The 26,086-nt window shown below is 61.2% G+C and carries 18 protein-coding genes and 1 pseudogene; 11 read left to right on the top strand and 8 right to left on the bottom strand.

The genetic code is table 11. From position 1 onward, the window contains the following. Positions 1-467 precede the first annotated feature (467 nt). From F3H96_RS25865 to F3H96_RS25835, 7 genes are all read left to right on the top strand, one after another. A complete protein-coding gene (locus F3H96_RS25865) occupies positions 468-1,235 on the top strand; it encodes an alpha/beta hydrolase (protein WP_210248173.1) in 768 nt (255 codons plus the stop codon). 70 nt (positions 1,236-1,305) lie between these two features. Then, positions 1,306-2,064 (top strand): SDR family oxidoreductase, encoded by a 759-nt coding sequence (locus F3H96_RS25860; protein WP_149804497.1) that lies wholly within the window; start codon positions 1,306-1,308, stop codon positions 2,062-2,064. Positions 2,065-2,129: 65 nt separating this feature from the next. Continuing rightward, on the top strand, positions 2,130-3,122 hold the full coding sequence (locus tag F3H96_RS25855; RefSeq protein ID WP_149804496.1) for an alpha/beta fold hydrolase: 993 nt from the start codon (positions 2,130-2,132) through the stop codon (positions 3,120-3,122). A 103-nt stretch (positions 3,123-3,225) separates the two neighbouring features. After that, the gene (locus F3H96_RS25850) at positions 3,226-3,639 is read left to right on the top strand and encodes a cupin domain-containing protein (protein ID WP_149804495.1); all 414 of its coding nucleotides are present in this window, start codon (positions 3,226-3,228) and stop codon (positions 3,637-3,639) included. Between the two features lie 637 nt (positions 3,640-4,276). Further along, positions 4,277-5,194 carry an MBL fold metallo-hydrolase gene (locus F3H96_RS25845; RefSeq protein ID WP_188131534.1) on the top strand — a complete coding sequence of 306 codons (918 nt, stop codon included), beginning with the start codon at positions 4,277-4,279 and terminating at the stop codon, positions 5,192-5,194. A gap of 109 nt (positions 5,195-5,303) precedes the next feature. Next, the gene (locus F3H96_RS25840; protein WP_244620156.1) at positions 5,304-6,131 is read left to right on the top strand and encodes an SDR family oxidoreductase; all 828 of its coding nucleotides are present in this window, start codon (positions 5,304-5,306) and stop codon (positions 6,129-6,131) included. A gap of 105 nt (positions 6,132-6,236) precedes the next feature. Further along, positions 6,237-6,812 (top strand): HD domain-containing protein, encoded by a 576-nt coding sequence (locus F3H96_RS25835; RefSeq protein ID WP_244620155.1) that lies wholly within the window; start codon positions 6,237-6,239, stop codon positions 6,810-6,812. A 192-nt stretch (positions 6,813-7,004) separates the two neighbouring features. On the opposite strand, the gene F3H96_RS25830 is transcribed toward F3H96_RS25835, so the two are convergent. From F3H96_RS25830 to F3H96_RS25805, 5 genes are all read right to left on the bottom strand, one after another. Then, complete coding sequence (locus F3H96_RS25830) at positions 7,005-7,688, bottom strand: response regulator transcription factor (RefSeq protein WP_149804493.1); 684 nt, start codon at positions 7,686-7,688, stop codon at positions 7,005-7,007. Next, the gene (locus tag F3H96_RS25825; protein ID WP_149804492.1) at positions 7,678-8,067 is read right to left on the bottom strand and encodes a response regulator; all 390 of its coding nucleotides are present in this window, start codon (positions 8,065-8,067) and stop codon (positions 7,678-7,680) included. Before F3H96_RS25825 ends, F3H96_RS25830 begins: the two co-directional genes overlap by 11 nt. Positions 8,068-8,069: 2 nt before the next feature. Then, positions 8,070-8,711: a response regulator gene (locus F3H96_RS25820; protein ID WP_149804491.1), complete on the bottom strand. Its 642-nt coding sequence runs from the start codon at positions 8,709-8,711 to the stop codon at positions 8,070-8,072. Further along, the gene (locus F3H96_RS25815; protein ID WP_149804490.1) at positions 8,698-12,504 is read right to left on the bottom strand and encodes a PAS domain-containing protein; all 3,807 of its coding nucleotides are present in this window, start codon (positions 12,502-12,504) and stop codon (positions 8,698-8,700) included. Before F3H96_RS25815 ends, F3H96_RS25820 begins: the two co-directional genes overlap by 14 nt. 840 nt (positions 12,505-13,344) lie before the next feature. After that, on the bottom strand, positions 13,345-13,908 hold the full coding sequence (locus F3H96_RS25805; protein ID WP_149804531.1) for a class I SAM-dependent methyltransferase: 564 nt from the start codon (positions 13,906-13,908) through the stop codon (positions 13,345-13,347). A gap of 318 nt (positions 13,909-14,226) precedes the next feature. Between F3H96_RS25805 and F3H96_RS25800 the strand changes: the two are divergent. Then, positions 14,227-14,639 (top strand): annotated as a pseudogene (locus F3H96_RS25800) (AhpC/TSA family protein); the annotation flags it as partial. Positions 14,640-14,862: 223 nt separating this feature from the next. Here F3H96_RS25800 and F3H96_RS25795 read toward each other — a convergent pair. From F3H96_RS25795 to F3H96_RS25785, 3 genes are all read right to left on the bottom strand, one after another. Further along, positions 14,863-15,663, bottom strand: coding sequence for a hypothetical protein (locus tag F3H96_RS25795; RefSeq protein ID WP_149804488.1), 801 nt, complete (start codon positions 15,661-15,663; stop codon positions 14,863-14,865). A gap of 193 nt (positions 15,664-15,856) precedes the next feature. After that, positions 15,857-16,633, bottom strand: coding sequence for a hypothetical protein (locus F3H96_RS25790; RefSeq protein WP_149804487.1), 777 nt, complete (start codon positions 16,631-16,633; stop codon positions 15,857-15,859). Positions 16,634-16,654: 21 nt separating this feature from the next. Beyond that, the gene (locus tag F3H96_RS25785) at positions 16,655-18,652 is read right to left on the bottom strand and encodes an adenylate/guanylate cyclase domain-containing protein (RefSeq protein ID WP_149804486.1); all 1,998 of its coding nucleotides are present in this window, start codon (positions 18,650-18,652) and stop codon (positions 16,655-16,657) included. 179 nt (positions 18,653-18,831) lie between these two features. On the opposite strand from F3H96_RS25785, the gene F3H96_RS25780 reads away from it, so the two are divergent. The 3 genes from F3H96_RS25780 (at position 18,832) to F3H96_RS25770 (ending at position 25,840) form a co-directional block, all read left to right on the top strand. After that, positions 18,832-20,478 (top strand): caspase domain-containing protein, encoded by a 1,647-nt coding sequence (locus F3H96_RS25780; RefSeq protein WP_149804485.1) that lies wholly within the window; start codon positions 18,832-18,834, stop codon positions 20,476-20,478. 1,058 nt (positions 20,479-21,536) lie between these two features. Continuing rightward, positions 21,537-22,640, top strand: a complete 1,104-nt coding sequence (locus F3H96_RS25775; protein WP_188131541.1) for an efflux RND transporter periplasmic adaptor subunit — start codon at positions 21,537-21,539, stop codon at positions 22,638-22,640. Beyond that, positions 22,637-25,840 (top strand): multidrug efflux RND transporter permease subunit, encoded by a 3,204-nt coding sequence (locus F3H96_RS25770; RefSeq protein WP_149804484.1) that lies wholly within the window; start codon positions 22,637-22,639, stop codon positions 25,838-25,840. Before F3H96_RS25775 ends, F3H96_RS25770 begins: the two co-directional genes overlap by 4 nt. Positions 25,841-26,086 lie beyond the last annotated feature (246 nt).

Raw genomic sequence — 26,086 nt, 5'->3', positions numbered from 1 at the left:
CCGGCCGCTCCGTCGGGCGGCCGTAGCGGGTTGCTTCGGCATATGAGTCACGAGCGGACTCGCTCGCGGAATCAGCTTTCGTCTCCGCTCGCAGCATTTTTAACCTCGTCTGTTCGGCAGCGGCCCTTGTCTCTAAGGACGTTATATCGAGAGGCATTTGCTATCGATTGGATCGAGAGCGAGGGCCGACCATACCAGCCGGAATAGTCTTTGCCATCCACTTGGCGCTTCGCAATTTGGTCATGCGCCGGCGCCTTTGATTTTATCCTCATCGTCCGACCGATCGATGCTTGGCGCGCGGATCCTTGCTGGCGAGTTCCCGGCCTCCGGATGCATCCGACCTAGACCTTCGCATCAGATGACCGATGCCCCCGTAGAATAGTTCGGCGCGCCGGCCCGGGGCATCCTCTGCCGCAACTGGTCACATCCCATTGCAGAGGAGAAGGCAAGTGCAACGGATTACGAGAATTCTGATGCTCTCTGCGGCGATTGCCGTACCGGGCAACGCCATGGCGCAGCCCGCGAGACAGCAGGTCAAGCCGATTATCGTCCTGGTACATGGCGCCTTCGCAGAGTCGTCGAGCTGGAACGCGGTCATCGCCGACCTCAACAAGGACGGCTACACGGCCATCGCAGCTGCCAATCCGCTTCGCAGCGTTTCCGGCGATGCTGCGGCGGTTTCGGCCGTCGTCCGGTCGATCTCAGGGCCGGTCGTGCTGGTCGGCCATTCCTATGGCGGGCCGGTCATCACTGAGGCTGCCAGCGGCAATTCGAACGTGAAGGCGCTGGTCTATGTGGCCGGCTTCGCGCCGGATACCGGCGAATCCAGCCTCTCGCTTTCGGGCAAGTTCCCGGGCAGCACGCTGGGCAACGCTCTTCTGCCTGTGGCTCAGCCTAACGGAGGACAGGATCTCTACATCCGGTCGGAAAAGTTTCACGAGCAGTTCGCGGCCGACGTGCCGGCGGCAGACGCGAACCTGATGGCGGCGACCCAGCGCCCGGTGGCGAAAGCCGCACTGGCTGAGCCGTCCGGCACCGCCTCCTGGAAGGCAATTCCGTCCTACGCGATCTATGGCTCGGCCGATCGAAATATCCCGCCGGCGGTCATGAAATTCATGGCTGAACGCGCGCATGCCGCGAAGACCGTGGTCATTAAGGGTGCGTCCCACGCCCTGATGGTTTCGCATCCCCATGAGGTCACCGCGCTCATCGAAGACGCCGCCTCGGTCCGGTGAAGAGCCGGCTGCCCTGAGCAGCCGGCGTTCCGTCCAGCAACGCAATTCAGCACAAGACAGGAGATTGGAGATGAAGATTGTCGTCATAGGCGGCACCGGCCTTATCGGCTCGAAGACAGTGGAGCGGCTGCGCAACAAGGGTCATGAAGTGCTCCCGGCTTCACCGAACAGCGGTGTCAACACCATTACGGGTGAAGGGCTGACCGATGCTCTGGCCGGAGCTCAGGTAGTCATCGACCTGGCAAATTCGCCGTCGTTTGAAGACAAGGCCGTTCTCGAGTTCTTCGAAACCTCAGGTCGCAACCTCCTCGCCGCCGGAAAGGCGGCCGGAGTGAAACATCATATCGCGCTCTCGATCGTAGGTGCCGAGCGCCTGCCCGATAGCGGCTACCTGCGCGCCAAGATGGCGCAGGAGAGGCTGATCCGGGAATCCGGAATTGCCTACACCATCGTTCACTCGACGCAATTCTTCGAATTCCTGGGTGGCATCGCACAATCAGCGACGGTCGGGGATACCGTGACCTTGCCGTCCGCCTATTTTCAGCCGATCGCATCGGACGACGTCGCCGACATCATGACCGACGTGGCGCTCTCCGCCCCGGTCAACGGCGTCATCGAGATCGCCGGGCCGGAGCCGGTCCGCATGAGCGATCTTGTCGCCCGGTTCCTGAAGGCGACGAACGATCCCCGCAAGGTGATCGGGGACCCTCACGCTCGCTACTTCGGCACGGAATTGGACGACCGGTCGCTTGTCCCCGGTGACCATCCGCGCATCGGTGCCATCCGCTTCGAGGACTGGTTCAGCCACGCCTCGCGCCCGCAACACTGATCCGCCGCGGCCGCGTATCGTCGATGAAGCGCGGCCACAGCGCTCAAATGCGAAAGAGCGAACCGATGAAAGACGACTTACCTTCCTCCGCAGGCGCATCGCGCCGAGACGTCTTGCTGGGCGCGCTGGTCGCCACCGTTGCGACCGGCCTGTCCACAGCCGTGCCCGCGCAAGCGGAGCGGTCGAAAAACCTTCCCCCTACCGGACCAGGCAAAGGACCAAAGACCATGAGCACGATCACAACCAAGGACGGCACCGAAATCTTCTACAAGGACTGGGGTCCTAGGGATGCTCAACCGATCGTCTTCCATCATGGATGGCCGCTGAGCGCCGACGATTGGGACGCGCAGATGCTCTTCTTCGTCAACAAGGGCTACCGCACCATAGCTCATGACCGGCGTGGCCACGGCCGTTCCGCGCAGGTGAGCGATGGTCACGACATGGACCACTACGCCGCCGACGCGGCCGCGGTGGTCGAACATCTCGGGCTCAGGGACAGCATCCATGTCGGACACTCCACGGGAGGAGGAGAAGCTGCCCGCTACGTCGCTCGCCATGGCAAAGGACGCGCTGCGAAGCTGGTTCTTATCGGAGCGGTGCCGCCGATCATGGTAAAGACGCCTGGCATTCCCGGCGGACTTCCGATCGAGGTCTTCGATGGACTGCGTACGTCACTCGCCGGCAATCGTGCTCAGTTTTACATCGATTTCCCTTCGGGTCCTTTCTACGGATTCAACCGGCCGGGCGCAAAACCCATACCTGGCGTTATCCAGAATTGGTGGAGGCAGGGAATGACGGGCAGCGTCAAGGCACATTACGAGGGCATCAAGGCATTCTCGGAAACCGATTTTACCGAAGACCTCAAGATGATCGACGTGCCGACTCTCGTCATGCACGGCACCGATGATCAGATCGTGCCGTTTGCGGATTCCGCGCCGCTGTCGGCAAAACTACTAAAGAACGGCCTGCTCAAGACTTATGAGAACCTGCCGCACGGCATGTGCACCACGCATGCCGAATTGGTGAACACCGACCTGCTCGCATTCATCAGATCATAGGCTCGAGCTGCATCCCCCAGGCAAGAGCCCGATCGCCGGCCGCCCTCCCGCTTCGGCCGGCGATCACCCCATCCATCATCAACCCGCAAACTGGAGCAAGATAATGATCAGGTCCATTCTACGCGCCGCCGTTCTCACCGGTATCGTTGCGACCGGTGCGTTCGCCGGCGATTCGCATGGTGACAAAGTCACTCTGGTCTACGACCATCCTCTTCCCAACGTGCCGGGCAAAAGCATGCGTGCCGTGCTTGTCGAGTATGAGCCCGGCGGCACATCCTCGGCACATACGCACCCCAGTTCGGCCTTCATCTATGCGTCGGTCCTCGAAGGCGCGATCCGCAGCAAGGTCAACGATGGGCCGGTGACGACCTATCACGCCGGCCAAGGCTTTACCGAACTTCCCGGCGACCGTCATGGCGTCAGCGAAAATGCCAGCGCAACCGAACCTGCCAAGCTCCTCGCCGTGTTCGTCGTCGACACCGACGAGACGGAACTGACGACGCCCTACGACAAATGAAGTCGAGGACTTCTGAATCGGGTTTGAACAGGGACAGAGCCGTGCCGCCGGAGCATTCGAAAGGCTCGGCGGCATGATCGATTAGACGAGGGCGCCGCAATGCTGATCGACAGACTGCATCCTTTGACGTCGTCACGTCTTGCCGTGATCGACTTCAATGCCACCGTGCGAGCGGCAGCCCTTTCGCTGTCTAGGGCCTGGCATCGGCCCTCGTCGTAATGTGTAATGCCAGCGGAGGCGCGGAAGGTGTCCGCTGCAATCTCGGGCGCCACCTCACCAGTCCGACGTCGTCAGCGCCACCGGTGTCCGCCCTGATGCGCAGATCCATCTTCCGCTACTCGGCCGCACCGACGAGGTGATCGAGTAGAACTTTGCAATCGCGCGATGGTGCAGGCAGCAACAGAGCCGGCACCATCCCAGCCACGACATCCGGCGCTTCGATGGCTTGAGAAGCGGCTACCGCTCGGCGAGCTGGGTCATGACGAGTTCGTCGGCTATTCGACTCTCCGCAACCTGAATGACGGGACCTATACCGTGGTATGGCTCGCCCTCTCCCTCGACCCAATCGACCGCAAACACGCCTCAAAGTAGCGTCGTCGATGCCGTGTGTAAGGCGGCGGATCAGCAGGAGACGAATATGGGCCTACATAACACCTCACACCCCGGTAAGGCGGGGCTCGAAGAGTTGGTTCCATCGCGCTACGCGGTGCGGATCGGCGAGATTGACGTGCTGGTGGTCAGCGACGGAGTGCTGCCACTCCCAACTGAAATGCTGGGACACAACGCCGACCCAGCCGCTCGGGCCGCCTGGCTGGGCGACATGTTCTTGCCAGCGGATGCTTTCGATTGGTCGCTGAATGTCGTCCTGGTACGCAGCGGCGATCGGACGATACTGATCGACGCTGGGCTGGGGCTGGACCCGAATTTGAACTTGCCGCGGGCCGGACAGCTGGTCAAGCGACTGGACTCAGCCGGCATCGATCTTGCGTCGGTGACCGACGTGGTGCTTACCCACTTGCACATGGACCACATCGGCGGTCTCCTCGTCGACGGTGTGAAAGACCGGCTGCGGCCGGACCTGCAGATCCACGTGTCGGCCGCCGAGGTCAAATTTTGGGAGTCGCCCGACTTCACCCACGTCCACATGCCGCAGGGCTTCCCGGACGCGCTTAAGGCAACCGCAAAGCGTTTCATGGAAGAGTACCGGAGCCATCTGCGGCAGTTCGATGAGCAATACGAAGTGGCACCAGGAGTGGTCGTCCGTCGCACCGGCGGCCACACTCCGGGGCACAGCGTCGTCCGTCTGGCGTCAGGCGGCGATCGCCTGACATTCGCCGGCGACGCCGTGTTCGCGGTCGGGTTCGATCACCCCGACTGGTACAACGGCTTCGAGCACGACCCCGAAGAGGCAGCTCGCGTTCGTGTCCGCCTTCTTACGGAGCTGGCGGCGACCGGCGAACAGCTTGTGGCCACTCATCTGCCGTTCCCGTCCGTCGGCCGGGTGGCGGTCGACGGCGACGTCTTTCGTTGGGTGCCGGCCTTCTGGGATTACTGACCGCTTTTGGGTTCATCGCGGAACCAGGGCGCGGACTCATTGCGATAATGAGTCCGCGTGTCCTAGTTGCCGCAACTGACCTTCCCGGCGAGCGATCCGGTCGCCGCGTTTGTTCCTGAACGTTCGCCGAAAGCCCATCAACCAGAAAATCTATCCAGCGAAGAAGCTGACCAGGAGCAAGATCATGTCCGCATTGGATAACAAAGTCGTCATCGTCACCGGGGGAAGCTCCGGTATCGGCCGCGCAGCCGCGCTCGGCCTTGCCAGGCAAGGCGCGAAAGTCATCATCACAGGACGCCGCTTGGCACCGCTGGAGCAAACAACCGCTGCGCACCCAAACGTCGTCAGCCTCGTCGCCGACGCTGCGATGCCCGAAGATGCCGCGCGCACCGTTGCGCAGGCAATCGGCACATGGGGCCGCCTCGATGTTCTCGTCAACAACGCCGGCGCTGGCGCTCTCATGCCTATAGGCGATGTTACTGCTGAGAAGATAATGAACATCTTTGCCGTGAATGTCTTCGGCCCAAGCCTGCTGGCAGCGGCAGCGCTTCCGCATCTGACAGCGGCGAAGGGAGCGATCATCAACGTGTCGAGCACGTTCGGTCACAAGCCCGGGGCTGGTCTCTCGCACTACGCCGCCAGCAAGGCGGCGCTGGAGCATCTGACCCGCTGCTGGGCGCTCGAGCTCGCGCCTCTGGGCGTGCGCGTCAACGCCCTCGCTGCCGGGCCGACCGAATCGGGAGCGCTGACGGGCATGATGGGACTCTCGCCCGAGCATGCTGCGGTCATCGAGGAAGCGGAGCGCGAGCAGATACCGCTCAAACGACGCGGCACGCCGGACGACGTCGCCAGATGGATCGTCCAACTGGCCGATCCGGCGTCCGAGTGGGTGACCGGGCAGGTGATCGCCGTCGACGGAGGCCTGGGCCTCACATGACCGCTTGTTTCACATTCTTCAACGATTGTTAGGGGGTCGCTGGACGGATAATGAGCCCCGCACTCCTGAAACAACTACTCGAAACTCATTGAGGAGATCGGGGCGATGAACGGCACCGGCAGTCGGATACTTGCAGGAGTTTTGGTTCCCGATACGCCGCTCGTACAGCAGGCTCTCTATCGTGCCCTCCGGGAAAGCGAGCCCTATCTTTTCAATCACGTCGTCCGTTCCTGGTTGTTTGCTGCACAGATCGGACAGCTTCGCAACATCGATCATGACGCGGAAGTCGTCGCCGTCGGTGCGCTGTTGCACGACCTTACGCTCAATCAGCGCTTCAACGGTCCGCGCCGGTTCGAAATTGAAAGCGCCGATCTGGCTCGGGCCTTCGCGAGGCAAGGCGGTGTCGACGAGCGCCGCGCCCAGTTGATCTGGGACAGCGTCGCTCTCAACTCGACACCATCGATCGGTCTCTACAAGGAAGCGCAGGTGGCGCTCTGCACTACCGGGATCTGCCTGGATGTCGTGGGCCTGCAATATGAGATCATTCCAGCTGCGGAGATCGCAAGTATCGTCAGGGAGTTCCTGCGGCTCGACATGAAGCGGCGCATGACACGGTGCTTCTGCCACATCGCCGAGACAAGGCCCGAAACGACCTATGACATTCGTCCGCGATTTCGGTGAACGCTATATCCCCGGATACCGAGCTTCCTCTTCCGTCGATTTCGTAGAGCGTGCGTCCTTCGACGAATAGGCGGCAAGCAAAACAGGTCGCTTGATTTTATCGCCTGACGAGTTCGCCTTTCAGCCAGTCGCCGTTAGTCGTCAACGTTGCAATCCCGGCGCGCTGAAATCCCGTTGACGGCTGCTACCCCATCAGGCCGAGGTCTCACGCAGGGGCATGGGCAGTGTCTCCCAGGCCCGGATCAGTTCGCCGATGGAGGCCACCTCCATCTTGCGCATGACGTTGCCGCGATGCAGCTTCACCGTCACTTCGCTGATGCCGAAGTCGAAGGCAATCTGCTTGTTGAGGCGGCCGCGCGCCACGTGATGCAGGACCTCACGCTCACGTGGCGTCAATGTCCGAAGTCGTTCGACATTTCGCTTGACCACCTCTGCTTTCGCCCGCCGCGAGGCGTCCATCGCTATGGCCGCGATTACAGCATCGAGCAATGTTTGGTCTCGTACCGGTTTGGTAAGAAAATCCACTGCACCAGCCTTCATCGCCTGGACCGTCATCGGTATATCGCCATGACCAGTGAGAAAGATGATTGGCTTCGGGTTGCCATTCTGCGCCAGATGATACTGCAGATCGAGACCGCTCGCCCCCGGCATGCGCACGTCGAGGATCAGGCAGCCGGGTTTGTGCAATACGTCGGCGTGGAGCAATTCGCGCGTCGAGGCAAAGCAGATCGGCTGGAAACCCGCCGACAGGATCAGTTCCGACAGTGCCTCCCGAACCGCTGCATCGTCATCGACAATGATCACGACCGGCTGTTCCGCTTCGCTTCTGTGCGATGACGGTGCCGATCTCTGTTGGAGTGGCTGGTCAACTCTCATCATTACCCTCCATTTCTCGACCGTTTAAGGCGTTGGCGACGGCAGCCAGCAGGGCTTGACCGTCGAAGGGCTTGCGGAAGAAACCGCTGATGCCTTGGGCGCGGACCTGATCGGCTATCTCGTGGCGGCCGGTGATAAGGAACACCGGCAATTCGGGGCGGGCCTTCTTCACGAGGTCGCGAAGTTCAAGGCCGCTCGTGCCAGGCATCCCGATGTCAGTGATGAGCACGTCCACGTCCAACAGCCCGGATGCGAGCAGCGATCCCGCCGACGGGAAGCTGCAAGCGACATAGCCCGCGGATTCCAGCAGGTCCTCCAGCGATTCAAGGACTCTTGGATCGTCGTCGACTACCGCCACGACGGGTTTTGCCTTGCTCACGCTCAGTTCCCTCCCGTTCGTCGCGAGTGGGTGATCGGTATCTCCAATCGTTCCGCCATGCGCACGAGATCGGCGAGCGACGCCGCCATCATTTTCTGCATCACATTCCTTCTGTGGATTTGCAGCGTAACTTCGCTGATCCCCAACTCAGCTGCGGCCTGTTTGTTGAGAAGACCGCTCACCACGAGCGGCAGCACGTCGCGCTCGCGTGGCGTCAATTCGAGGTAGCGCTGCCTCAACACGCCGAGCTCGGCGCGTTCTGATCGCTTCTCCCGATCTTGAACGATCGCTGCCTGGATTGCGGCCATGAGATCCGCATCGCTGAAAGGTTTGGTCAGGAAGTCCACGGCGCCATGCTTGATCGCGCGGACGGATGACGGGATGTCGCCATGCCCCGTTATGAAAACGATCGGCGGATGATCGCCTTCAGCGATCTGCCTCTGCAGATCCAAACCGTTGATGTCCGGCAACTCGACATCGAGGATGAGGCAGGCACAGACATCAGGCTTGTTCGCGCTGATGTAATCGCCCGCCGATCCAAAGGCGATGGCGCGCATGCCGTGTGACGCCAGCAGCTCATCAAGCGCCTCCCGGATTCGCGCATCGTCATCGACGATGAAGACAACATGATCATCCGTCGTCATGGTCTGCTTTCGCCTCAACCGGCAGTGTGAAGACGAACGTTGCTCCACGCGGCTCGTTCTTCTCCGCCCATAACCGTCCGCCGTGCGACTCGACAATCGAGCGACAGATCGCCAGCCCCATGCCCATGCCGTGCTCTTTCGTGGTGAAGAACGGCTCGAATATCCGGTCAGGAAGCTCGATGCCCGGGCCGCGATCGCTGATTTCGATCTGGATCGCATCTCCTATCCGGCGCACGCGAAGTCCAAGAACCCTGTCGCCCGCAACAGAGTCCATCGCATCCATGCCATTGCGGATGAGGTTCACCAGAACCTGCTGGATCTGCACCCGATCGAGCGCGACAAAAGGAAGGTCGCCTTCAACATCGACGTCCATACGAACACGACGCCGCACCGCCTCTTCGGCAATGAGGTCGCGCGCCTCCGCGACGACGCTGCCGAGCGTTGTGTAGGCCATAGCGTCTGCAGACTGCTTGAACAAGGCGCGGATGCGGCTGACGACATCCGCCGCCGAATTGGCATCCCGGATAATGCGCTCCACCGTCTTCTGCGCTCGATCGATATTTGGCGGTTCGGCCATGAGCCAGCGCTGGCAGGCGTGCGAATTGGCGACAACAGCCGCCAGAGGCTGGTTCACCTCATGCGCAATAGAGGCCGAAAGCTCGGCAAGGCTCGCCGCCTGGCTCGCACGCGCAAGTCTCTCTTGCGCCAGACGCAGCTCTTCTTGCGCTCGAACTTCACCATCGATGTCCAGGCAGACGACGTTCCACTGAACAATCGCCCCTTCGGCATTGCGCATCGGTGCTGCGCGCGTATCGACCCAGCAATATGCGCCATCGAAGCGCCGCAGACGGTGCCTCCGCGCATATGGTTCGCCAGTGGCCAACGAATGAGCATAGTTCGCTTTGACGCCCGCCAGATCGTCAGGATGAACACCTTCGTCGAGTGTCCTGGACAGGCGGGATTTTCCCTTACCGTCCAATGATTCCAGCTCATATCCGAGGAATTCGCGGAGCTGACGGCTGCGATATATCGGCTCGCCATTCGGCGCGGCGCAATCGATCATCACCGGCAGCGTTTCAACCAGCTGCCACAGCGAACGTTCTCTCTCGCGCAGCGCCACCTGTGCGCGCATCTCATCGTCGATGTCGATGGAAACCTGGTACCAGTGCACGATCGTTCCGTCCCGATCGCGCAGAGGCTCGCAACGCCCCTCTATCCAGCGATAATTGCCGTCTTTCCAACGCCGGCGATAGCGCATGATGAAGGAGTCGCCTGTTTTGAGACAATTGGCTGACCTATGGAGCACCTCGGGAGCATCTTCGGGATGGATCAGCTCTTGCGCCACCCTGGTGAAATCTTCGAAGTTCGCCCCGGAGATGCCGAGATCCTCCAAAGACCGCTTGTTGACGTAAGCAAGCTTGCCATCGGGCGTCCAGCTCCAGATGTGGACCGGCAAGGCATCGACAAGCTGCTGAAGCTCGCGCTCTCTTTCGCGCAATGCCTCTTGCGCTCGCATCTCGTCTTCGATGTCGATTGAAGCCATATACCATTGCACGATCGCGCCATCGGCATCCCGTAACGGTTGCGCTCGCGCTTCGATCCAGCGGTAGACGCCATCCTTCTCGCGCCGACGAAACCGATTCACGAAAGGCTCGCCGGTCGCAAAGCCATTCGATGCCCTTCGGAACATTGTCGGAAAGTCTTCAGGGTGGGCCAGGTCCCGGGCCAGGGCATCGAAGTCCTCGATGTGCGTCGGCGGTGAACCAACCTTGTCAAGGTATCGCTTGCTGGCGTAGGTGATCCTGCCCGAAGGGGCGAAGCTCAGGATATTCACCGGCACGGCGTCAATCATTTGCTCAAGCTGCCGCTTGCTCTTCCGCAGCGCTTCCTCGGCCTTCACCTGGTCATCGATGTCGTGCGAAAGACCGTACCATTGGACGACGGCTCCATCCTCGTTTCGCATCGGTTCAGCACGACCCGACATCCAGCGAAAGACACCGTCAGCGCGACGCAGCCGGTAGTTCAGGGAGAAGCTCTCGCCGGTGACGATGGAGTGATTGAGCGCAGCTTCCAGCTTGGCCGCGTCGTCGGGATGGGCGACCGCCGCTATGGCGGCTGTCAGACCGTTTCCTCCCGCACTCTCGTATTCTCCTACGTCGAGACCGAGAAACTCGACCATTCGCTTGCTGAAGAAGACCGGCTCGCCCGACGCAGACAGGCGCCAGAGGAAGCTCGGCACCATGTCGACAAGTTGCGAGAGCTCCCGCTCCCGGTCGCGCAACGCTTCCTGCGCGCGCATCTCGTCGTCGATGTCGATGGAGATTGCATACCACTGCACGATCGCGCCGCTGTGATCACGCAGCGGCTCACCGCGCCCATCCACCCAGCGGTACGCGCCGTCCGCCCGGCGCATGCGATACTTCATGGAATATGGCTCGCCGGTAGCCAGGGAGTGGCGGACGGTCTCCAGGAGGCGCGCCGCATCTTCGGGATGGACGAGAGACTGTATCGCCGCCGTCAGCCGGCTCATCGCCGGTTTGTCCAAATCCGCCACGCCGTCCAAACCGAAGAAGTCAAGCAAGCGTTTATTGAAGAAGGTCGGCTCGCCCTCAGGCGTCAAACGCCGGATCTGGACTGGGACCATGTCGACGAGCTGAGAAAGTTCCCGCTCCCGACCGCGCAGCGCCGCCACGGTTTTCTTGTAGACGTCGTTGTCGAGTGCGATGCCGTACCATCCTATGATACGACCCTGGCTGTCGCGTGCTGGCCGCGCAGAGGTTCGGGCCCATACGTAGACGCCGTTCGCGCGCCGGAAGCGGAACTCGACATTGAAGTGATCGCCAGTCGTCAGGCAGTGGCGCCAGGTGGCTGCGATCTGCTCATAGTCGTCCGGGTGCAGCAAACGCTTCCAGGCGGTATGCCCGTCTCTCAAGGGAGCGTTCAGGTCTTCCAGCGTCACCCCGAGGGAGTTCAGTGCAAACGGATGCAGGTAAATCCATCTGCCGGCCGCGTCGAACGCCCACCCGTTGCCGAATATGCTTTCAACGACCTTCGCCGATCGAATGGGTTCGGCGTCGTTTTCAACCAGGGGGTCCAGCCCTGCCTTGGCGAGCGCCTCCCTGTCGGTTACCAGATCATCGATGTCCACACTGACACTGTAGCCGGGCTCCGACCGGGTCTCGTTCCAGCGATAACTTCCATCGGTCTGGAGTTGCCTGTGTCTCGTGACCTGGGGGACACCCGTCCAGAAGGCGCGGGCGGCTGCGTGAGCCGCCGCCGTCCGGTCATTAGGGTGGACCAGGCTCAGTGAATGCGGAGCGTCGGGAGCGGCCTTCCTTTCGAGCGCTGCACTGATGACGTCAGCGAACCGCTCTCTGGCCCCGGACGGCGCATCGCCGTCAATCACCGTGCCGTACCATGCAACGATACGACCTGCACTATCGCGCAGCGGCTGTCTGGAGCTTCGGCTCCAACCGTAAGCACCGCTCGCGCGCAACATGCGGTGCTCCACATTGTAGTGCTCACCTGTCTCAAGGCAGCGACGCCACACGGCGACAGCCCGGTCATAGTCGTCTGGATGAATTAGCCGCTTCCAACCCGCGGAGCCGTCTTCCGACGGAGTGTTGAGTTCCTCCAGTGTCGTGCCGAGATCCGACAACGTGGTGGGAGTAATGTAGCTGAACCGTCCGGCAGCGTCTGTCGCCCACGCATTGCCGACTACGCTCTCGATGATCAGAGCCGCTCGCAATGCTTCTGCATCGGGTTCGCCAAGTGAGTTGAGCGCTGTCGTCATTGCCTTCTCCTACCGGACAATGAAAGCCGGAGACTGTCAGCGCCTTGTTTAACACTCATCCTTGAACATCTGGGCTGCCGAATTGGTCTTCCATCCTAACCGGGCCACGCGTGAGCCGCATCTCATGGAAATCCATGAGCTGCGGCTCACCTAGCCTTGCGGAAGATGCCACCTAGACGTCCCGAGTGAGGCTGCAGCCCCCTCGCACGATGGCACGGCTCGGTGCGTCCCGGCATGGTTTCCAGGCGATCAACTTCAACTGTCGCCAAGGAGATATCGATGTACATGGCCACCTATGGCGTGCAAGTGCGGTTAGGGGCCATGCAGTTGCACCGGCCGCGGCAACGGTGCGCCTTCTGTCGGGGGCTTTGCCAACAGCGAACGTCTTTGGGTGGGAGCTTGCCCTCAATGGCAGCAATCCAGGTTTCGACGGCGGCGTTCCAATTCTCGCCGCCGTTTTGAACCATCTGTGATCGCTGTTGCTCAGTCCAAACTCGCCAGTGGGCCGGGTGGACATCTTCTTCGGTCCGCTCACAGGGAACTATGAGCGAGTGCGCGCCCTCACCGTCAGGAACCGCCAGTTCTGGCAAACGGGAATACGGCGCACCGACGATCTGTAGGCACATGCCGGTAGGGTGCCAGATTCCTATGCCGGCTTTGATTTCAGTCAGTTTTGCAGGCGCGGGTCGTCAGCCGCCAATTAGTCGATTGGGGCCAGACCTACAAGCAGGTAAAAATCTGTGGCAGGTTCGACCATAACGCGAGCGTAGGCCGAACGACAATCCGTACGTCGCACTTGGCGCCTGCAAGCGATGGAAGGCGCGACGGCGAGCCGCGGCCTCACGGACGGGCGCGGCCCTCAAACATGAAGGTCATTGGCTTCAGGCCCCTCGCATAGCCCGTGTCGATCCGGTCTATGCTAAACCCGGCGATTTCAATCAGTGACTTGATGGGCCGGTTGAGATGACAGCCGCCGCCGATGCGCTTCCAGATCGGCGTCAACCGGTCCTGCCACTTGCGGACGTTTGTTTCGGGCGACAGACCATGCTCCACGAACAGCAACTGCCCGGCAGGCTTGAGCACCCGGCGCATCTCCTCGAGTGCCTGGACGGCTCCCGGTATGGAGCAGAGCGTCCACGTCGTCACCACCGTATCGATGCTGCCATCGTCGAGCGGGATCGCCTCAGCAGACCCTTCTGTGAACGTCACTGGTACCGAAGAACCGCCTGCGGCGCGTCGGGCCATGTCTATCAGCCGCGGTGATGGATCGAGGCCGAGGACTTCGCTCGCGTGAGAGGAATAGAATGGCAGATTGAAGCCGGAACCGATGCCTATCTCCAGCACGCGGCCTTCGGCGGCAGAGAGGACGCGCTCGCGATAAGGTACGAGTTCGCGATTGCGCATCGCCAGATTGATGAGATGCGGCAGGATGCGCTCCTGTCTCCTTCCGTGCCACAATCTATTTTCGAACTGCTATCCACGCTCAGATATTTGATCAGCGCCCGAGAACGAGCGCTAGGAGCGTCAGGACCCAGATCAGCGCCGTGCCCATCATCCAGCCCATGCCGGCGCCATTCATCATATCGTACGTCATTCACCAGTCGCCTTGTTTCCTTGCAGCCGACCACCGCACGCTCCTCTGAGCTAGGCAGGCCGAGCTCGTTGCGATGGTCGAAGGATACGCCATGCCGGCCTCACAGATGACGGCGCCGAGTACCTGCGTACCATCCGATGCTCGGCCTGCTCGCGGCATCCGATCCGGAGCGGACTTCACACCGCGCCTTTGGATTGCCGAATATGCAGATCACCGAAGACGAGAGCGCATGGCCGCAAAAGGTTTCGATGAGCGATGTGAAGTCGATGCGGGTCGACTTGCCGGGCGAGATGCCGGAACCGATGGACCCGTTTGCGGCGCTCGAATATCTGAACAAGAAGGACAGCTACGATATCACGGAAGCGGATCAACAGATGATGGCCACCGGCATTGGGCAGCTCGTCGGTCAGTTCTTGCTGGACCGCGATGGCGTCTTTCGCTGGACTTCCAACGAGGTAGTCAATGGCGGCCTATTCGGCGCCCCGACACTCAGGAGCTGATGACGGCAGCGTCACGAATTGGAAGGCGAGGCGGTACTTAGGTAGTGGGCTAGGCGAAGGATCACGCCTAGTTGCCGGCCATCCCCTGATCGAGGAAAGCGAACGGCCCACACCAAGCGACGAAAAGGACGGCAGCGGGCCGGAAGGTAAGTTGGGCATCGGGCCAATTGCGGGTTCGCGCGGCGATCTGCGCGACACTGAAGGAGGGGGCGTCGGGGCGCTCATTCCAAATCACCGGGCACATAATCGCCAACCGAAACCTGGTTACGGCTTGGCTCCTTTCTTTACCAAGATGTTGCGCATCTTGATAGTGATGCCCTCAGGCTGGATCGCAGTGAACTGTGAGGCGAGCCCGTACTTCTCCCACTCGGGCCCGAAGCCCGCCATCACCGGGCCGAGGCAAAAGGTAAACCGCTTTGGATTCTTGACGACGCCAGGCTCGCACTGATTGGTGATGTAGCAATGTGGTGCCTGGTTGGTGGCGAGATTGCTGGCGGTATAGATCAACTTGTCGTCGCAGGCGATCCTGATCCAGCCCGTCTTGTCGGCCGCCCATCGGACCTTCATGGAAAAGGCCACCCAAGAACCGAAGCGCGCCGGCGCCTGGCATTCTTTGCCGAGGAAGGTAACACCTTTGGTTGCGTCAACTTTCAGCATATAAAGAAAGTTGTGAATAAACGGCCCCTCCCAACTGGCGATACGAAGGCGGCTGTCCAATGCGCCCGGCAGGAAGCCTATAGCATGGTCGTTGTAGAAGCCGGGGTAGTTGAACGATGGATCGATCCACAGGTCGAAGCGATACTCCATGCTTTCGCCTATCCTGCCGTCCGGGCCTATCAATGTGGCGCGTACGTTGCCATTGTGGCAGTCGTTCTCGCCACGGCCGTCGCCGTAGTCCACGCTGCTGCATTTCCGATCGATTATCTGGAATGTGGTGACGCCGCCCTTCGTCGCCGGCCTCAATGGCCCGTTCAGGCCATTGTTCTTAAATCCGGCAGGGAACTGGTCGGCCAGCGCGGAACTTGAAAGAAGCGCCCCTACCAACGTCACAAACAGGAGTTTCATGCTCCCCTCCCCCAATACTGACAAGCAAGGCTATCAGCGAGGTGTCGGCCAGGCAATCAAGCCCGCTGAACAGACGCGCCCAAACCCCAGTCCTTCCAGTTTACCTAATACCCGGTATGGCGACTCTGAGGATGGCGCCACTATGCCGTTAGTCAGTCGCTCCATCATTCGCGGCGCGGCTCCTGGCTGACAGCTATTGCTGTTTTGTTACAAGCTGACGGACTAAGGCCAACGCTTGGCGTTTGCAGCCGCTGCTCACCATCCATCCAAGAACCTCCAAAGGATTTTCGAGAACGGCGTTCTTCGGAAACACTTTGATTTCGATCAACGTCGATGTCTTGTTGGTCTCGACGACTAAAGATTTTACGTTGGTGGGAATAAGGCCCGGAAGAGAGTAGGTGGGCTTGCCGGCGCTCCAGACCAAGCCGTTCAGCGGCTCTCCATCGCCGAGGCGAACCGAGAACACCGCACTCTCACCCATCCCCTGACGCGCCAGAACCACTTCGCCATTGCGGATGCAGCCAGGAGCGGATTCGTCGATGGAAATCGCCCAGGGATCGTCAAGTCCACTCGATTTGGACCGGTCAATGATGGTGCGTGCGCTGCCGATGGACTCGGTTCTCTGACGCTCGTTTGCCAAAAAGCTCGCTATCAGGGCTAGGTTTGAAGGTCCTGCCTGTTTGTCGGCGGCCCGCTGTGAACTGTCAGGCATCAGGGCATCCTCAGTGACCACGAAGGCTGCAGGACCTGAAATGGGATTCACGCTTCCGTCCTCGCCGAGCAGGGTAACGACCGTACCGGCTGGAACGTTGATGATGTCGCTTGGCGTAAAGAGCTTGCCTGGCGGCAATTCATCCACCACTGGCTCAGATGACAGGACCACGTACTGTGTGCCGGCCACCGCGCGTTGCGCCGTCACAAGTATGGCCGCGACCAGAGTCAGAGAGGCGATTTGCGAAATCGGACGCATTAGGCTCATGTCATGATGGCCCTATTTGTCGGCCAGATGAATGTCTGCTCGGAAGCACCCGCTTGCAAGACGGCTATGGTGAAAGGCGATCAGGGCGTCTTGCGGGTAGTTTGTGACCAAGGTCTCAAATGCCGCTTTTGCGAGCCGATCGTCGGCGGCAAGCAGGGCGTACGCCTTCGCATATTCCTGGCAAAGTATCGTGTTTTCCGACGTACGGCTCATTGCCTCGAAAGCCTCGATGCCTTGGTTCTTGCCCTTAAGGTACAGAACTCCCACAGGGCGCAGCAAGAAGCGCGCTGCTTGTTTCGCGACTTCCGAGCTTATACAATTTTTTGTCCCGATGTACTTGTTTGCGCCCTCCAGTCTGGCCGCGGTGTTTACCGTGTCTCCAATGGCGGTGTAGTTGAAGAATCGATTTCCCCCGAAATTGCCGACGATTGCCGGCCCGCTATGAATACCTATGCGGGTGCTGGCGAACGAATAGCCTCCTCCCGCCGATCTTTCTCGCAGCCGCTGCCCGAGGTCCTGCACAGCCAGTGCCAGAGATACGGCCCGCTCGGCCTGGTCATCTTGCACCGCCGGAGCCCCGAAGAAGCCGACCACCGCATCGCCGACGACCTTGTCGATGGTGGCACCATGCTCGATGAACAACTCGCAGAGCGCGTCCAGATATTCGTTCAATACGTCAGCGAGCACCTCAGGCTCGAGTTTCTCGCTGAGTGAGGTGAATCCCTCGACATCCGTGAATACACAGGTGACCTCACGCCTCTCGCCACCGAGATGGAGAGCGTCGGGATCCACGACGATCGCTGCAACGACGGCCGGACTGACATATTTCGAGAACGCGTTTTGAATGAAGTGGCGAGCGTTCGCGTCCCGTCTCCAAGCCAGGAAGCCAGCGAATGCCGACAGACCCAGCACAAGCATTGCAGGGGCGACCATCGGAAAGAGGATAGCGAACCTGTCGAAGGCCCACGCCTCACCTATCCACACCAAGAGCACCGCACCGCCGACAGCGACAGGTTTGAAGACCACCGGGATCGGCCGCGAAGCGATCCACAAGCAGAATAGCCCAACAAGAAGCATCGGCGCGTAACCCACCGCAGCCCAAGGGATCGTTATTCTGTCTCCGGACAAGAGCCTGGCTAGCGAGTGGGCCTGGATGGCAACGCCAGGGAGAACACCGTTTTCCGCGCCGCTCCATAGTGCGAACGGCGTCTGATGATGGTCTGTCTGCTGTAGGTCTACTCCAATAAGAACATATTTCCCCTCGAACCAGTTAAGGGGTGCCAGCGGAACGGCCTGCGCCGGGTAGGTCGGAAAGGTAAACGGCAAGCCGTTTGCCGTGCGGTAGTAGACCATTTCCTCGGGCCAGTGGCCGCGACGAATGCCGGTTGCTGCTGCGATCGCAGCAGCAAAGCTTGGCGTCCATCCCGCTTCCGCTTCTCGACCGGGAAAGGCTCCACGGACCACGCCGTCGAGACTGTCATGCGACAATGCCGCAAGCCCTCGCCTTGCCGACGGAGCGAACGCGTTGAGATAGTCGAACTGCCTCGGGGTGAGGCCGTCAGTGTGCGACGCCGAGGCGATCACCACAGGCACACTGGCGGTTTCGATAACAGTTTCGAGCCGGGCATCCTTTTGCGGCTCTGTCGGCTGGTCGAACAAAAGGTCGATACCGATGACAAGAGGGTGGGCCGACTCGATCCGGGCCACGATGTCGGCCAGGAAGCCGCGGTCCAGCGGTGAGCGGTATGGATATTTCGCCAGGGTTTGTTCTGTTATTGCGACCACGACGATGTTGGGCGGAGCGCGAGTGAATGGCGAGATCGAGACCATCATTACATCGCGCAGAACATTCTCCAACGGCGGTGACACGAGAGCGGTCGAGATGCACAGCAGAACCAGATAGGCGAGCGAAGCGGCGATGCCACCTCGCCGGAGGCTGACGATCCCTCTAGGTATTCGCACTCCGAAATAGCCCCCTAAGCCAGTGGAAGGCCTACCTGCCGCCAGCATACCCGTTCGGCCTTGTCAGGCAAATTGTCACCCATTTGCGTGGGAATGCACCGCTTGGCACCGACGGTGTCCGCCGAAAGCCACCTCGCGGCGCAGGCCATTCGTCCGCAGCCCGGGGGCATAGCTCTTTTCGGTTGCATTAGCCTCTGCTACATTTCAATTGGGGAGCCGTCTCTGCCATGCGCAGCGCTTTCATCCTGTTGGTTTTATTGTTTGTTGCTGTTGCAGGACAGGCAGCCGCCGAGAAACGGGTGGCGCTGGTAATTGGCAATTCGGCCTACCAACATGCCGTCCAACTCGCCAATCCGGAGAACGATTCGGCCGACATGAATGCCAAGCTTCAAAGCCTTGGCTTCGAGGTCGTCAGCGGCCAGGATCTCGACCTCGCGGGAATGCGTCGTACGGTGCGCCAGTTCCTGGACAAGCTCGACGGCGCCGACATGGCGCTGTTCTTCTATGCCGGGCATGGACTGCAGGTGAACGGCAACAACTACATGGTGCCGGTCGATGCCAAGTTATCCAGCTATAATGACCTCGACTTTGAGGCCCTTCCGATGGACCTCGTACTTTCAGCGATGGAGCGCAGCACCAAAGTCAACCTCATCTTCCTCGATGCCTGTCGGGACAATCCGTTCACCGAGAAGCTTTCCCGCTCGATGGGCACGCGCTCCGGTACCGTGAGTCGGGGGCTGGCCAGGCTCGGCAGCGGAGTCGGCTCGCTCATAGCGTTCGCAACGCAACCGGGCAATGTCGCCATGGACGGAGCGGGGAGGAATTCTCCATTCACGACTGCACTGGTCGCTCACCTAGGCACGCCGGGGCAGGACATCATGCGCGACCTCATCGATGTGCGCCGCGATGTGCTGGCTGCGACAGATGGCGGGCAAGTGCCGTGGGAGAACTCTTCGCTCACGGGCGAGGTCGTGTTGAAGCCTCTCGCAACGGAACCGAAGGCGGTGCCTGCCCCCGCTCAGCAGTCGACGTCGCCGGACAATGCGGTCGAACTTGCGTATTGGGCGACTATCAAGGACTCGACCGACAAGAGCTTTTTCGAGGCGTACTTGCAGCAATTTCCCGGCGGCGCTTTTGCACCCCTTGCGAGATTGAAGATCGACGCGATCGACAAGCGCATGGGAGCGGAACGGCAGGCGCACCTGCCTGAGACGGAGCGCGCCACTAGTGCAACCGACGATGCCAAGGGGACGGATGTCGCGAGCCTCGAACACCCCGATCCGCTGACGCAGTTATCGGCACCTATCATAGACCCGAGCGAACTTGCCCACGCCACTCAAACGGAACTTTCCCGCATAGGATGCCTTGAAGGCCAGGCTGACGGGAAATGGGGGGCCGGCAGCCGCAAAGCGCTTCAGGACTTTGCTGATCGGCAAGGTGTCAAGCTTGCATCGCTGGAACCGACAGCGGCACTTCTGGAAAGACTAAGGGCGATTGGAGCACGTATCTGCCCGCTTACCTGTGAACACGGAATGGTGGTGGAACGCGATCATTGCGTGCCTCGGCCGAGCGGGCTAAGCGCCTTTAATGGCACATGGAGATTGGTCAGACGAGCCACAACGAACTGCGGCGATTGGCGAGAACTCTCATCGTCCGTCGTCATAAGTGAAGGCAGAGTATCATCTGACTCCGGTTTTACGGGAAGTATTTCTGACAGCGGCGCTGTCAATATGAAAATGACCTTTGTTTATAAAGGAAGAACAGGCGGGAACACCCTGACCGGCGTCATAAGGGGTGACAACGGAACGGGTAAATTCAAAGGGACCGGAGCTGGCAGCGGGTGTTCAGGAAAAATTATCATGGAGAGGATGTAAAAAAACGGAGTCGGCCGTCGCCGCATTTATGTTGAAAGGCCGATGCTACGAGGACAGCAGTGGAAAGAGCTACATAGGCGAGAGAAGAGCCGATCGGAAAGATGAACGGCGATCGTATCGTAAAGCTCATGGGACTTGTGCTACTGGAGCTCGCCAACGGCGTGATGCAATCAACCCTCCGCGCCAGAACGCGGAATCCCCTGCGTAAAAAGCGCTAGGGTCCGTCGGCGGCGGCGCCGGAATGGTCGCCCGTCCGCATGTCCGCCAATGTAAGACGGCAAGGATTGGCTGCCCCGACAGTGACTGCTTTCAGGATTCACAGACGTGATCACTTCGACTGAAGTGCGGCGCATTAACAGCCCGGCACCACGGGGCCGCTAGGGGTCCGGTTCTGGGCCGACCTAGCCAGAAGGTGCCATTCCGCTGGTGCCCCATCTTGGCCGCAACGACATTGCTTGCCGTTGCCTGAAAACAGCTGCGCCGCCGCGTTGGCCGCCTTGCGCCAGCACCTGCCTCTTGACGCTTCCGGCCGTGATACTCTCCTACCAATCGGTCATCATGCGTATGGCAGAAGGCGGGTGACGAGCGTGGCGAGTTCCGCTTGTGTGCGTTGGTTTTGGCGAATGTCGCTTTGAGCTGGTGCGCGCTGCTTCGCGGCTGACGCCGAGTACAATTGCCGCCGCATTGATGCCATAAGGCGCGCGGCCAGCCTGGCCTCGGCTGGTGTCAAGTCAAATGCAGCGCGCAAGCGCAGTGCGTCCGGGCGCTCCGGAGACCTCAGGTCGGTCAGGAGGAGGACGGATGGCGGGGCAGCCACACGGTGGACATTTCAGCCAACATGGAAAATGATCATGTTGCCATCCACAACACTGCAGTGCTCTGATCTTAACGAGATGCCTGAGCGTAGAAGCGGATCAACCGACCTCCGGGTCCAGCGAGCGAGGACGCAAATGGACGCCCCAGGGAATGGGCAATTGCATCGCGACGCAGGCGGGCGACCCCGCCGATCGGCCGGCTGGCTTGCCCGCGCCGCCGTATCGGCTGCATTCCTGCTCGGCATGGCTTTCAGCACTGCGTTTGCGCAAGACCAGCAGCTACCCGTGGTGACGGCGGCCAGGCCGGTGGTCCGTGAAATCGTCGAAGACGACGAGTTCGTCGGGCGCTTCGAAGCCGTCGACCAGGTCGCCATTCGTTCGCGCGTCAGCGGCTATCTGGACAAAGTCAGCTTCCAGGATGGCGCACTGGTCAACAAGGGCGACCTGCTCTTCACCATCGACCAGCGCCCGTACCAGGCGGCCTATGATGCCGCCAAATCGCAAGTGGACGTCGCCAAGAGTCTGCTCGAATTCTCCAAGATGCAGCTGGATCGCGCCAACGAACTCGCCAAGACCGGCAATATCTCACCCGCGACCGTCGACGACCGCCGGCGGGAATACCTTTCGGCGCAGGCGCAGATGCAGGGCGCGACGGCTGCGCTGACGACGGCCAGCCTGAACATGGAATTCACCGAGATCAAGGCGCCCTTGTCCGGCCGCATCGACCGCCGGCTGGTGTCGGTCGGCAACCTCGTGCAGCCGGATTCCACCCTGCTGACGACCATCGTTACGCGCGATCCGATCGACTTCTATTTCGACGTCGATGAGCGCCTGTATTTCAGCTACGCCCGCGACGCGAAGGCGCGCGGCGGCAGCATGCAGGAAGGCGCCGGCGGGCTCGAGGTGGTGGTTCACGTGGCCGACCGCGCGGAGGCGGTATTCAAAGGCAAGCTCGATTTTGCCGAGAACCGGATCGACAACGCAACCGGCACCATACGGGTGCGTGCAACGTTTCCTAACGCCGACGGCGTTCTCCAGCCGGGCATGTTCGGGCGCATCAACGTGCCGGGGTCGCTACCGCATAGCGGCGTGCTGGTGCCCGACGAGGCGATCGGCGCCGATCAGGATCGCCGCATCGTGTTCCTGGTGGATGAGGCCGGGATGGTGTCGGCGAAGCCCGTGCGCACCGGCCCGCTTCTCGACGGCTACCGGGTAATCCGCGCGGGCCTGACCGGCGACGAGACGATAATCGTCAACGGGCTGATGCACGCCAGGCCCGGCACCAAGGTGAAGGTCGAGATGGTGACGTTGCCGCCCAAGGCCGAAACCGCCGGGTTGCAGCAATGAGGTTCGCACATTTCTTCGTCGACCGTCCGATCTTCGCATCGGTCGTTTCGATCGTCCTGCTGATCCTCGGCGGGATTGCTTATACCCAGCTCCCGGTCGCACAATATCCCGAGATCGCGCCGCCGACCATCGTCGTTCGCGCGCAGTATCCGGGCGCCGACGCCGAGACGGTCGCAGCGACGGTGGCCACGCCGATCGAGCAGGAGATCAACGGCGTCGAGGGCATGCTCTACATGTCGTCCTATTCATCGGGCGACGGGGCGATGGCGCTGACCATCACCTTCAAGCTGGGCACCGATCTCGACCAGGCGCAGGTGCTGGTGCAGAACCGCGTGTCGGTCGCCGAGCCGCGCCTGCCCGAAGAAGTCCGCCGTCTCGGCATCACCACCATCAAGAGCTCGCCCGACCTGATGATGGTCGTGCACATGCTGTCGCCCGACAACACCTACGACCAGCTCTACGTCTCGAACTACGCCCGCTCGCGGGTGCGCGACATACTGCTCAGGTTAGACGGCGTCGGCGACCTCATCATCTTCGGCGAACGCGAATATTCGCTGCGCATCTGGCTCGATCCGGAAAAGCTGTCCGCCCTGGGGATGACCTCGGGCGATGTGGTGCAGGCGCTGCGCGACCAGAACGTCCAGGTGTCGGGCGGCTCGATCGGCGCGCCGCCGACCAGCACCGGCACGGCGTTCCAGTACACGGTCACCACGCAAGGCCGCTTCAACGACGCACGCGACTTCCGATACGTGATCGTCAAATCGACCGACGACGGCCGCCTGATCTCACTGCAGGACGTGGCGCGCATCGAGCTCGGCGCCAAGGATTACGTCACCAACTCCTATCTCAACGGCAAACCGGCGGTGGCGCTCGCCATCTTCCAGCGGCCGGGCACCAATGCACTCGCCGCGGCTGCGGAGATCCAGGACAAGATGAAGGAGCTTTCAGGCGACTTCCCGAAGGGGTTGAGCTACGACATCGTCTACAATCCGACCGAGTTCGTCGCCGAGTCGATCCAGGAGGTCTACAAGACGATCCTCGAGGCGATGGTGCTGGTCATCATCGTCATCATCGTCTTCCTGCAATCTTGGCGCATGGCGATCGTGCCGATCGTGGCGATACCCGTGTCGCTGATCGGCACGCTGGCGGTGCTTTACGCCGCCGGGTTTTCGCTCAACATGCTGACGCTGTTCGGCCTCGTTCTGGCAATCGGCATCGTCGTCGACGATGCGATCGTCGTGGTCGAAAACGTCGAGCGCAATATCGCCAGTGGGCTGGCGCCCAATCCGGCGTCGCACCTGACCATGAACGAAGTCGGGACGGCCATCATCGCGATCTCGCTGGTGCTGATAGCCGTGTTCGTACCGACAGCCTTCGTCCCAGGCATTTCTGGGCAGTTCTACCTGCAGTTTGCTATCACCATCGCGGTGTCGACGGCGATCTCGGCATTCAACTCGCTGACGCTTTCGCCCGCGCTGGCCGCACTGCTGTTCAAGCCGCACCACGCCGCGGCGGCGCCGCCGCGCTTTTTCCTGGCGCGGTTCGGACGGGTGCTCGCCGACGGCTTCAATCGCGGCTTCGACAGGGTCGCCCACTGGTATTCGAGCATCGTGCGCCTGCTGGTCGGCTCGTGGATAACGATCGCAGCCCTGCTGGCCGTTTTCGCGGCCCTTATCTACGCCACGGTCTACATGGTGCAGGCGGTGCCACGCGGTTTCATTCCGTCGCTTGACCAGGGCTATGCGATCGTCGTTGTCCAGTTGCCGGACGGCGCCTCGCTGTCGAGGACCGATGCGGTCGTCCAGCAGGCGTCGCAGATCATACAGAAAACGCCAGGCGTCGACTATGCAGTCGCCTTCGCTGGCTTCTCCGGCGCGACCTTCACCAACGCCAGCAACCAGGGCGTGATCTTCGCCAGGTTCAAGCCGTTTGACGAGCGACTGAAAGCCGGCCAGTCGGCGACCCAGGTCATCGGCAATCTATTCGGCAGCCTGCAAAGCATCAAGGAAGCCTTCATTATCGCACTGCCGCCGCCGCCGATCCGCGGCGTCGGCAATGCAGGCGGCTTCAAGCTGCAGATCCAGGAGCGCAACAGCGCCGACATGCGGCAGATCCTGGCGCTTGCCTACGAAATCGCCGGCAAGGCCAACAAGACGTCGGGACTGACGGGCGTGTTCACCACGTTCTCCGCGTCGAGCCCGCAATTCTTCCTGGCGATCGATCGCGACAAGGCGCGCATCCTGAACGTGCCGATCCCCAACATCTTCGAGACGCTGTCGATCAATTTGGGCACCGCCTACGTCAACGACTTCAACGCTTTCGGGCGCGTCTACCAGGTGCGGGCGCAGGCCGACCAGGCGTTCCGCCTCGATCGCGCCGACATCCTGAAACTGAAGGTGCGCTCGGCGACCGGCGCGCTGGTTCCGCTCGGCACGTTGATCGAGATCCGCGACGTCACCGGCCCGGCGCTGGTCCAGCGCTATAACATGTACGTCTCGGTGCCGCTGCAGGGCAACGCCGCGCCCGGCGTTTCCACGGGCGACGCGCTGGCATTGATGGAAGGGATCACAGCAAAGACGCTGCCGGCCGGTACCTCCTATGAATGGACCGAGCTCGCCTATCAGGAGCGCAACACCGGCAATGCCGCTGTCTATATCTTCGGACTGTCGGTGCTGTTCGTATTCCTGGCGCTGGCGGCGCAATACGAAAGCTGGGTGCTGCCGTTCGCCATTGTGTTGGTGGTGCCGCTCGGCGTGCTCGCGGCGTTGCTCGGCGTGTCTTTGCGAGGGCTGGACAACAACATCCTAGTGCAGATCGGCCTCATCGTGCTGATCGGGCTTGCCGCCAAGAACGCGATTCTGATCGTCGAATTCGCGCGGCAGGCGCAGGAACGCGGCCTGTCGGCCGCCGAGGCTGCCGTCGAAGCCTGCCGGCTCAGGCTGCGGCCGATCCTGATGACCGCCTTCTCGTTCATCCTCGGCGTCGTGCCGCTGATGATCGCAACGGGCCCGGGGGCAGAAATGCGCCAGTCGCTCGGCACAGCGGTGTTCTCCGGCATGCTCGGCGTCACCTTCGTCGGCCTGTTCCTGACGCCGGTGTTCTACGTCACGCTCAGGTCGCTGTTTTCACGGCGCAAGCCCCGTGCCGAGGCCGAGCCTTCGGGGCCGACAGAGGTGCCATCGGAGACGGCCGCCGAGTAGGGTTACGAATTCGCCGCGTGGGGCGCCGCTTGTCACTCCAGAAAATCGCCGCGGCGCTGCAACGGCCACGATCTGCGCGACCTCGGCGACGAGGTGCGGCGAAGACTCCGCTCGGTGTGGTCTAGCCAACAGCCGCATCCAGTTCAGCGAGACGATGGGGGCGGCGAGGCCAATGCGATCTTCTATCTGGTCGACCAGACGGGGCTTGAGGGCGCAACCGCGACGTCCGGAGTCCTCGCTTGCGTT

Source organism: Mesorhizobium sp. NFR06 (assembly GCF_900115245.1).
Lineage (GTDB): Bacteria > Pseudomonadota > Alphaproteobacteria > Rhizobiales > Rhizobiaceae > Mesorhizobium.
This window is presented reverse-complemented; position numbering and strand designations above follow the sequence as displayed.

Bases quoted from the DNA above. Each gene is read 5' to 3' on its own strand.
- F3H96_RS25790 (WP_149804487.1), bottom strand. From the start codon at position 16,633: ATGCGTCCGATTTCGCAAATCGCCTCTCTGACTCTGGTCGCGGCCATA.
- F3H96_RS25795 (WP_149804488.1), bottom strand. From the start codon at position 15,663: ATGAAACTCCTGTTTGTGACGTTGGTAGGGGCGCTTCTTTCAAGTTCC.
- F3H96_RS25785 (WP_149804486.1), bottom strand. From the start codon at position 18,652: ATGCTGGCGGCAGGTAGGCCTTCCACTGGCTTAGGGGGCTATTTCGGA.
- F3H96_RS25820 (WP_149804491.1), bottom strand. From the start codon at position 8,711: ATGACGACGGATGATCATGTTGTCTTCATCGTCGATGACGATGCGCGA.
- F3H96_RS25830 (WP_149804493.1), bottom strand. From the start codon at position 7,688: ATGAGAGTTGACCAGCCACTCCAACAGAGATCGGCACCGTCATCGCAC.
- F3H96_RS25805 (WP_149804531.1), bottom strand. From the start codon at position 13,908: ATGCGCAATCGCGAACTCGTACCTTATCGCGAGCGCGTCCTCTCTGCC.
- F3H96_RS25835 (WP_244620155.1), top strand. From the start codon at position 6,237: ATGAACGGCACCGGCAGTCGGATACTTGCAGGAGTTTTGGTTCCCGAT.
- F3H96_RS25855 (WP_149804496.1), top strand. From the start codon at position 2,130: ATGAAAGACGACTTACCTTCCTCCGCAGGCGCATCGCGCCGAGACGTC.
- F3H96_RS25815 (WP_149804490.1), bottom strand. From the start codon at position 12,504: ATGACGACAGCGCTCAACTCACTTGGCGAACCCGATGCAGAAGCATTG.
- F3H96_RS25845 (WP_188131534.1), top strand. From the start codon at position 4,277: ATGGGCCTACATAACACCTCACACCCCGGTAAGGCGGGGCTCGAAGAG.
- F3H96_RS25770 (WP_149804484.1), top strand. From the start codon at position 22,637: ATGAGGTTCGCACATTTCTTCGTCGACCGTCCGATCTTCGCATCGGTC.
- F3H96_RS25775 (WP_188131541.1), top strand. From the start codon at position 21,537: ATGGCTTTCAGCACTGCGTTTGCGCAAGACCAGCAGCTACCCGTGGTG.
- F3H96_RS25780 (WP_149804485.1), top strand. From the start codon at position 18,832: ATGCGCAGCGCTTTCATCCTGTTGGTTTTATTGTTTGTTGCTGTTGCA.
- F3H96_RS25860 (WP_149804497.1), top strand. From the start codon at position 1,306: ATGAAGATTGTCGTCATAGGCGGCACCGGCCTTATCGGCTCGAAGACA.
- F3H96_RS25850 (WP_149804495.1), top strand. From the start codon at position 3,226: ATGATCAGGTCCATTCTACGCGCCGCCGTTCTCACCGGTATCGTTGCG.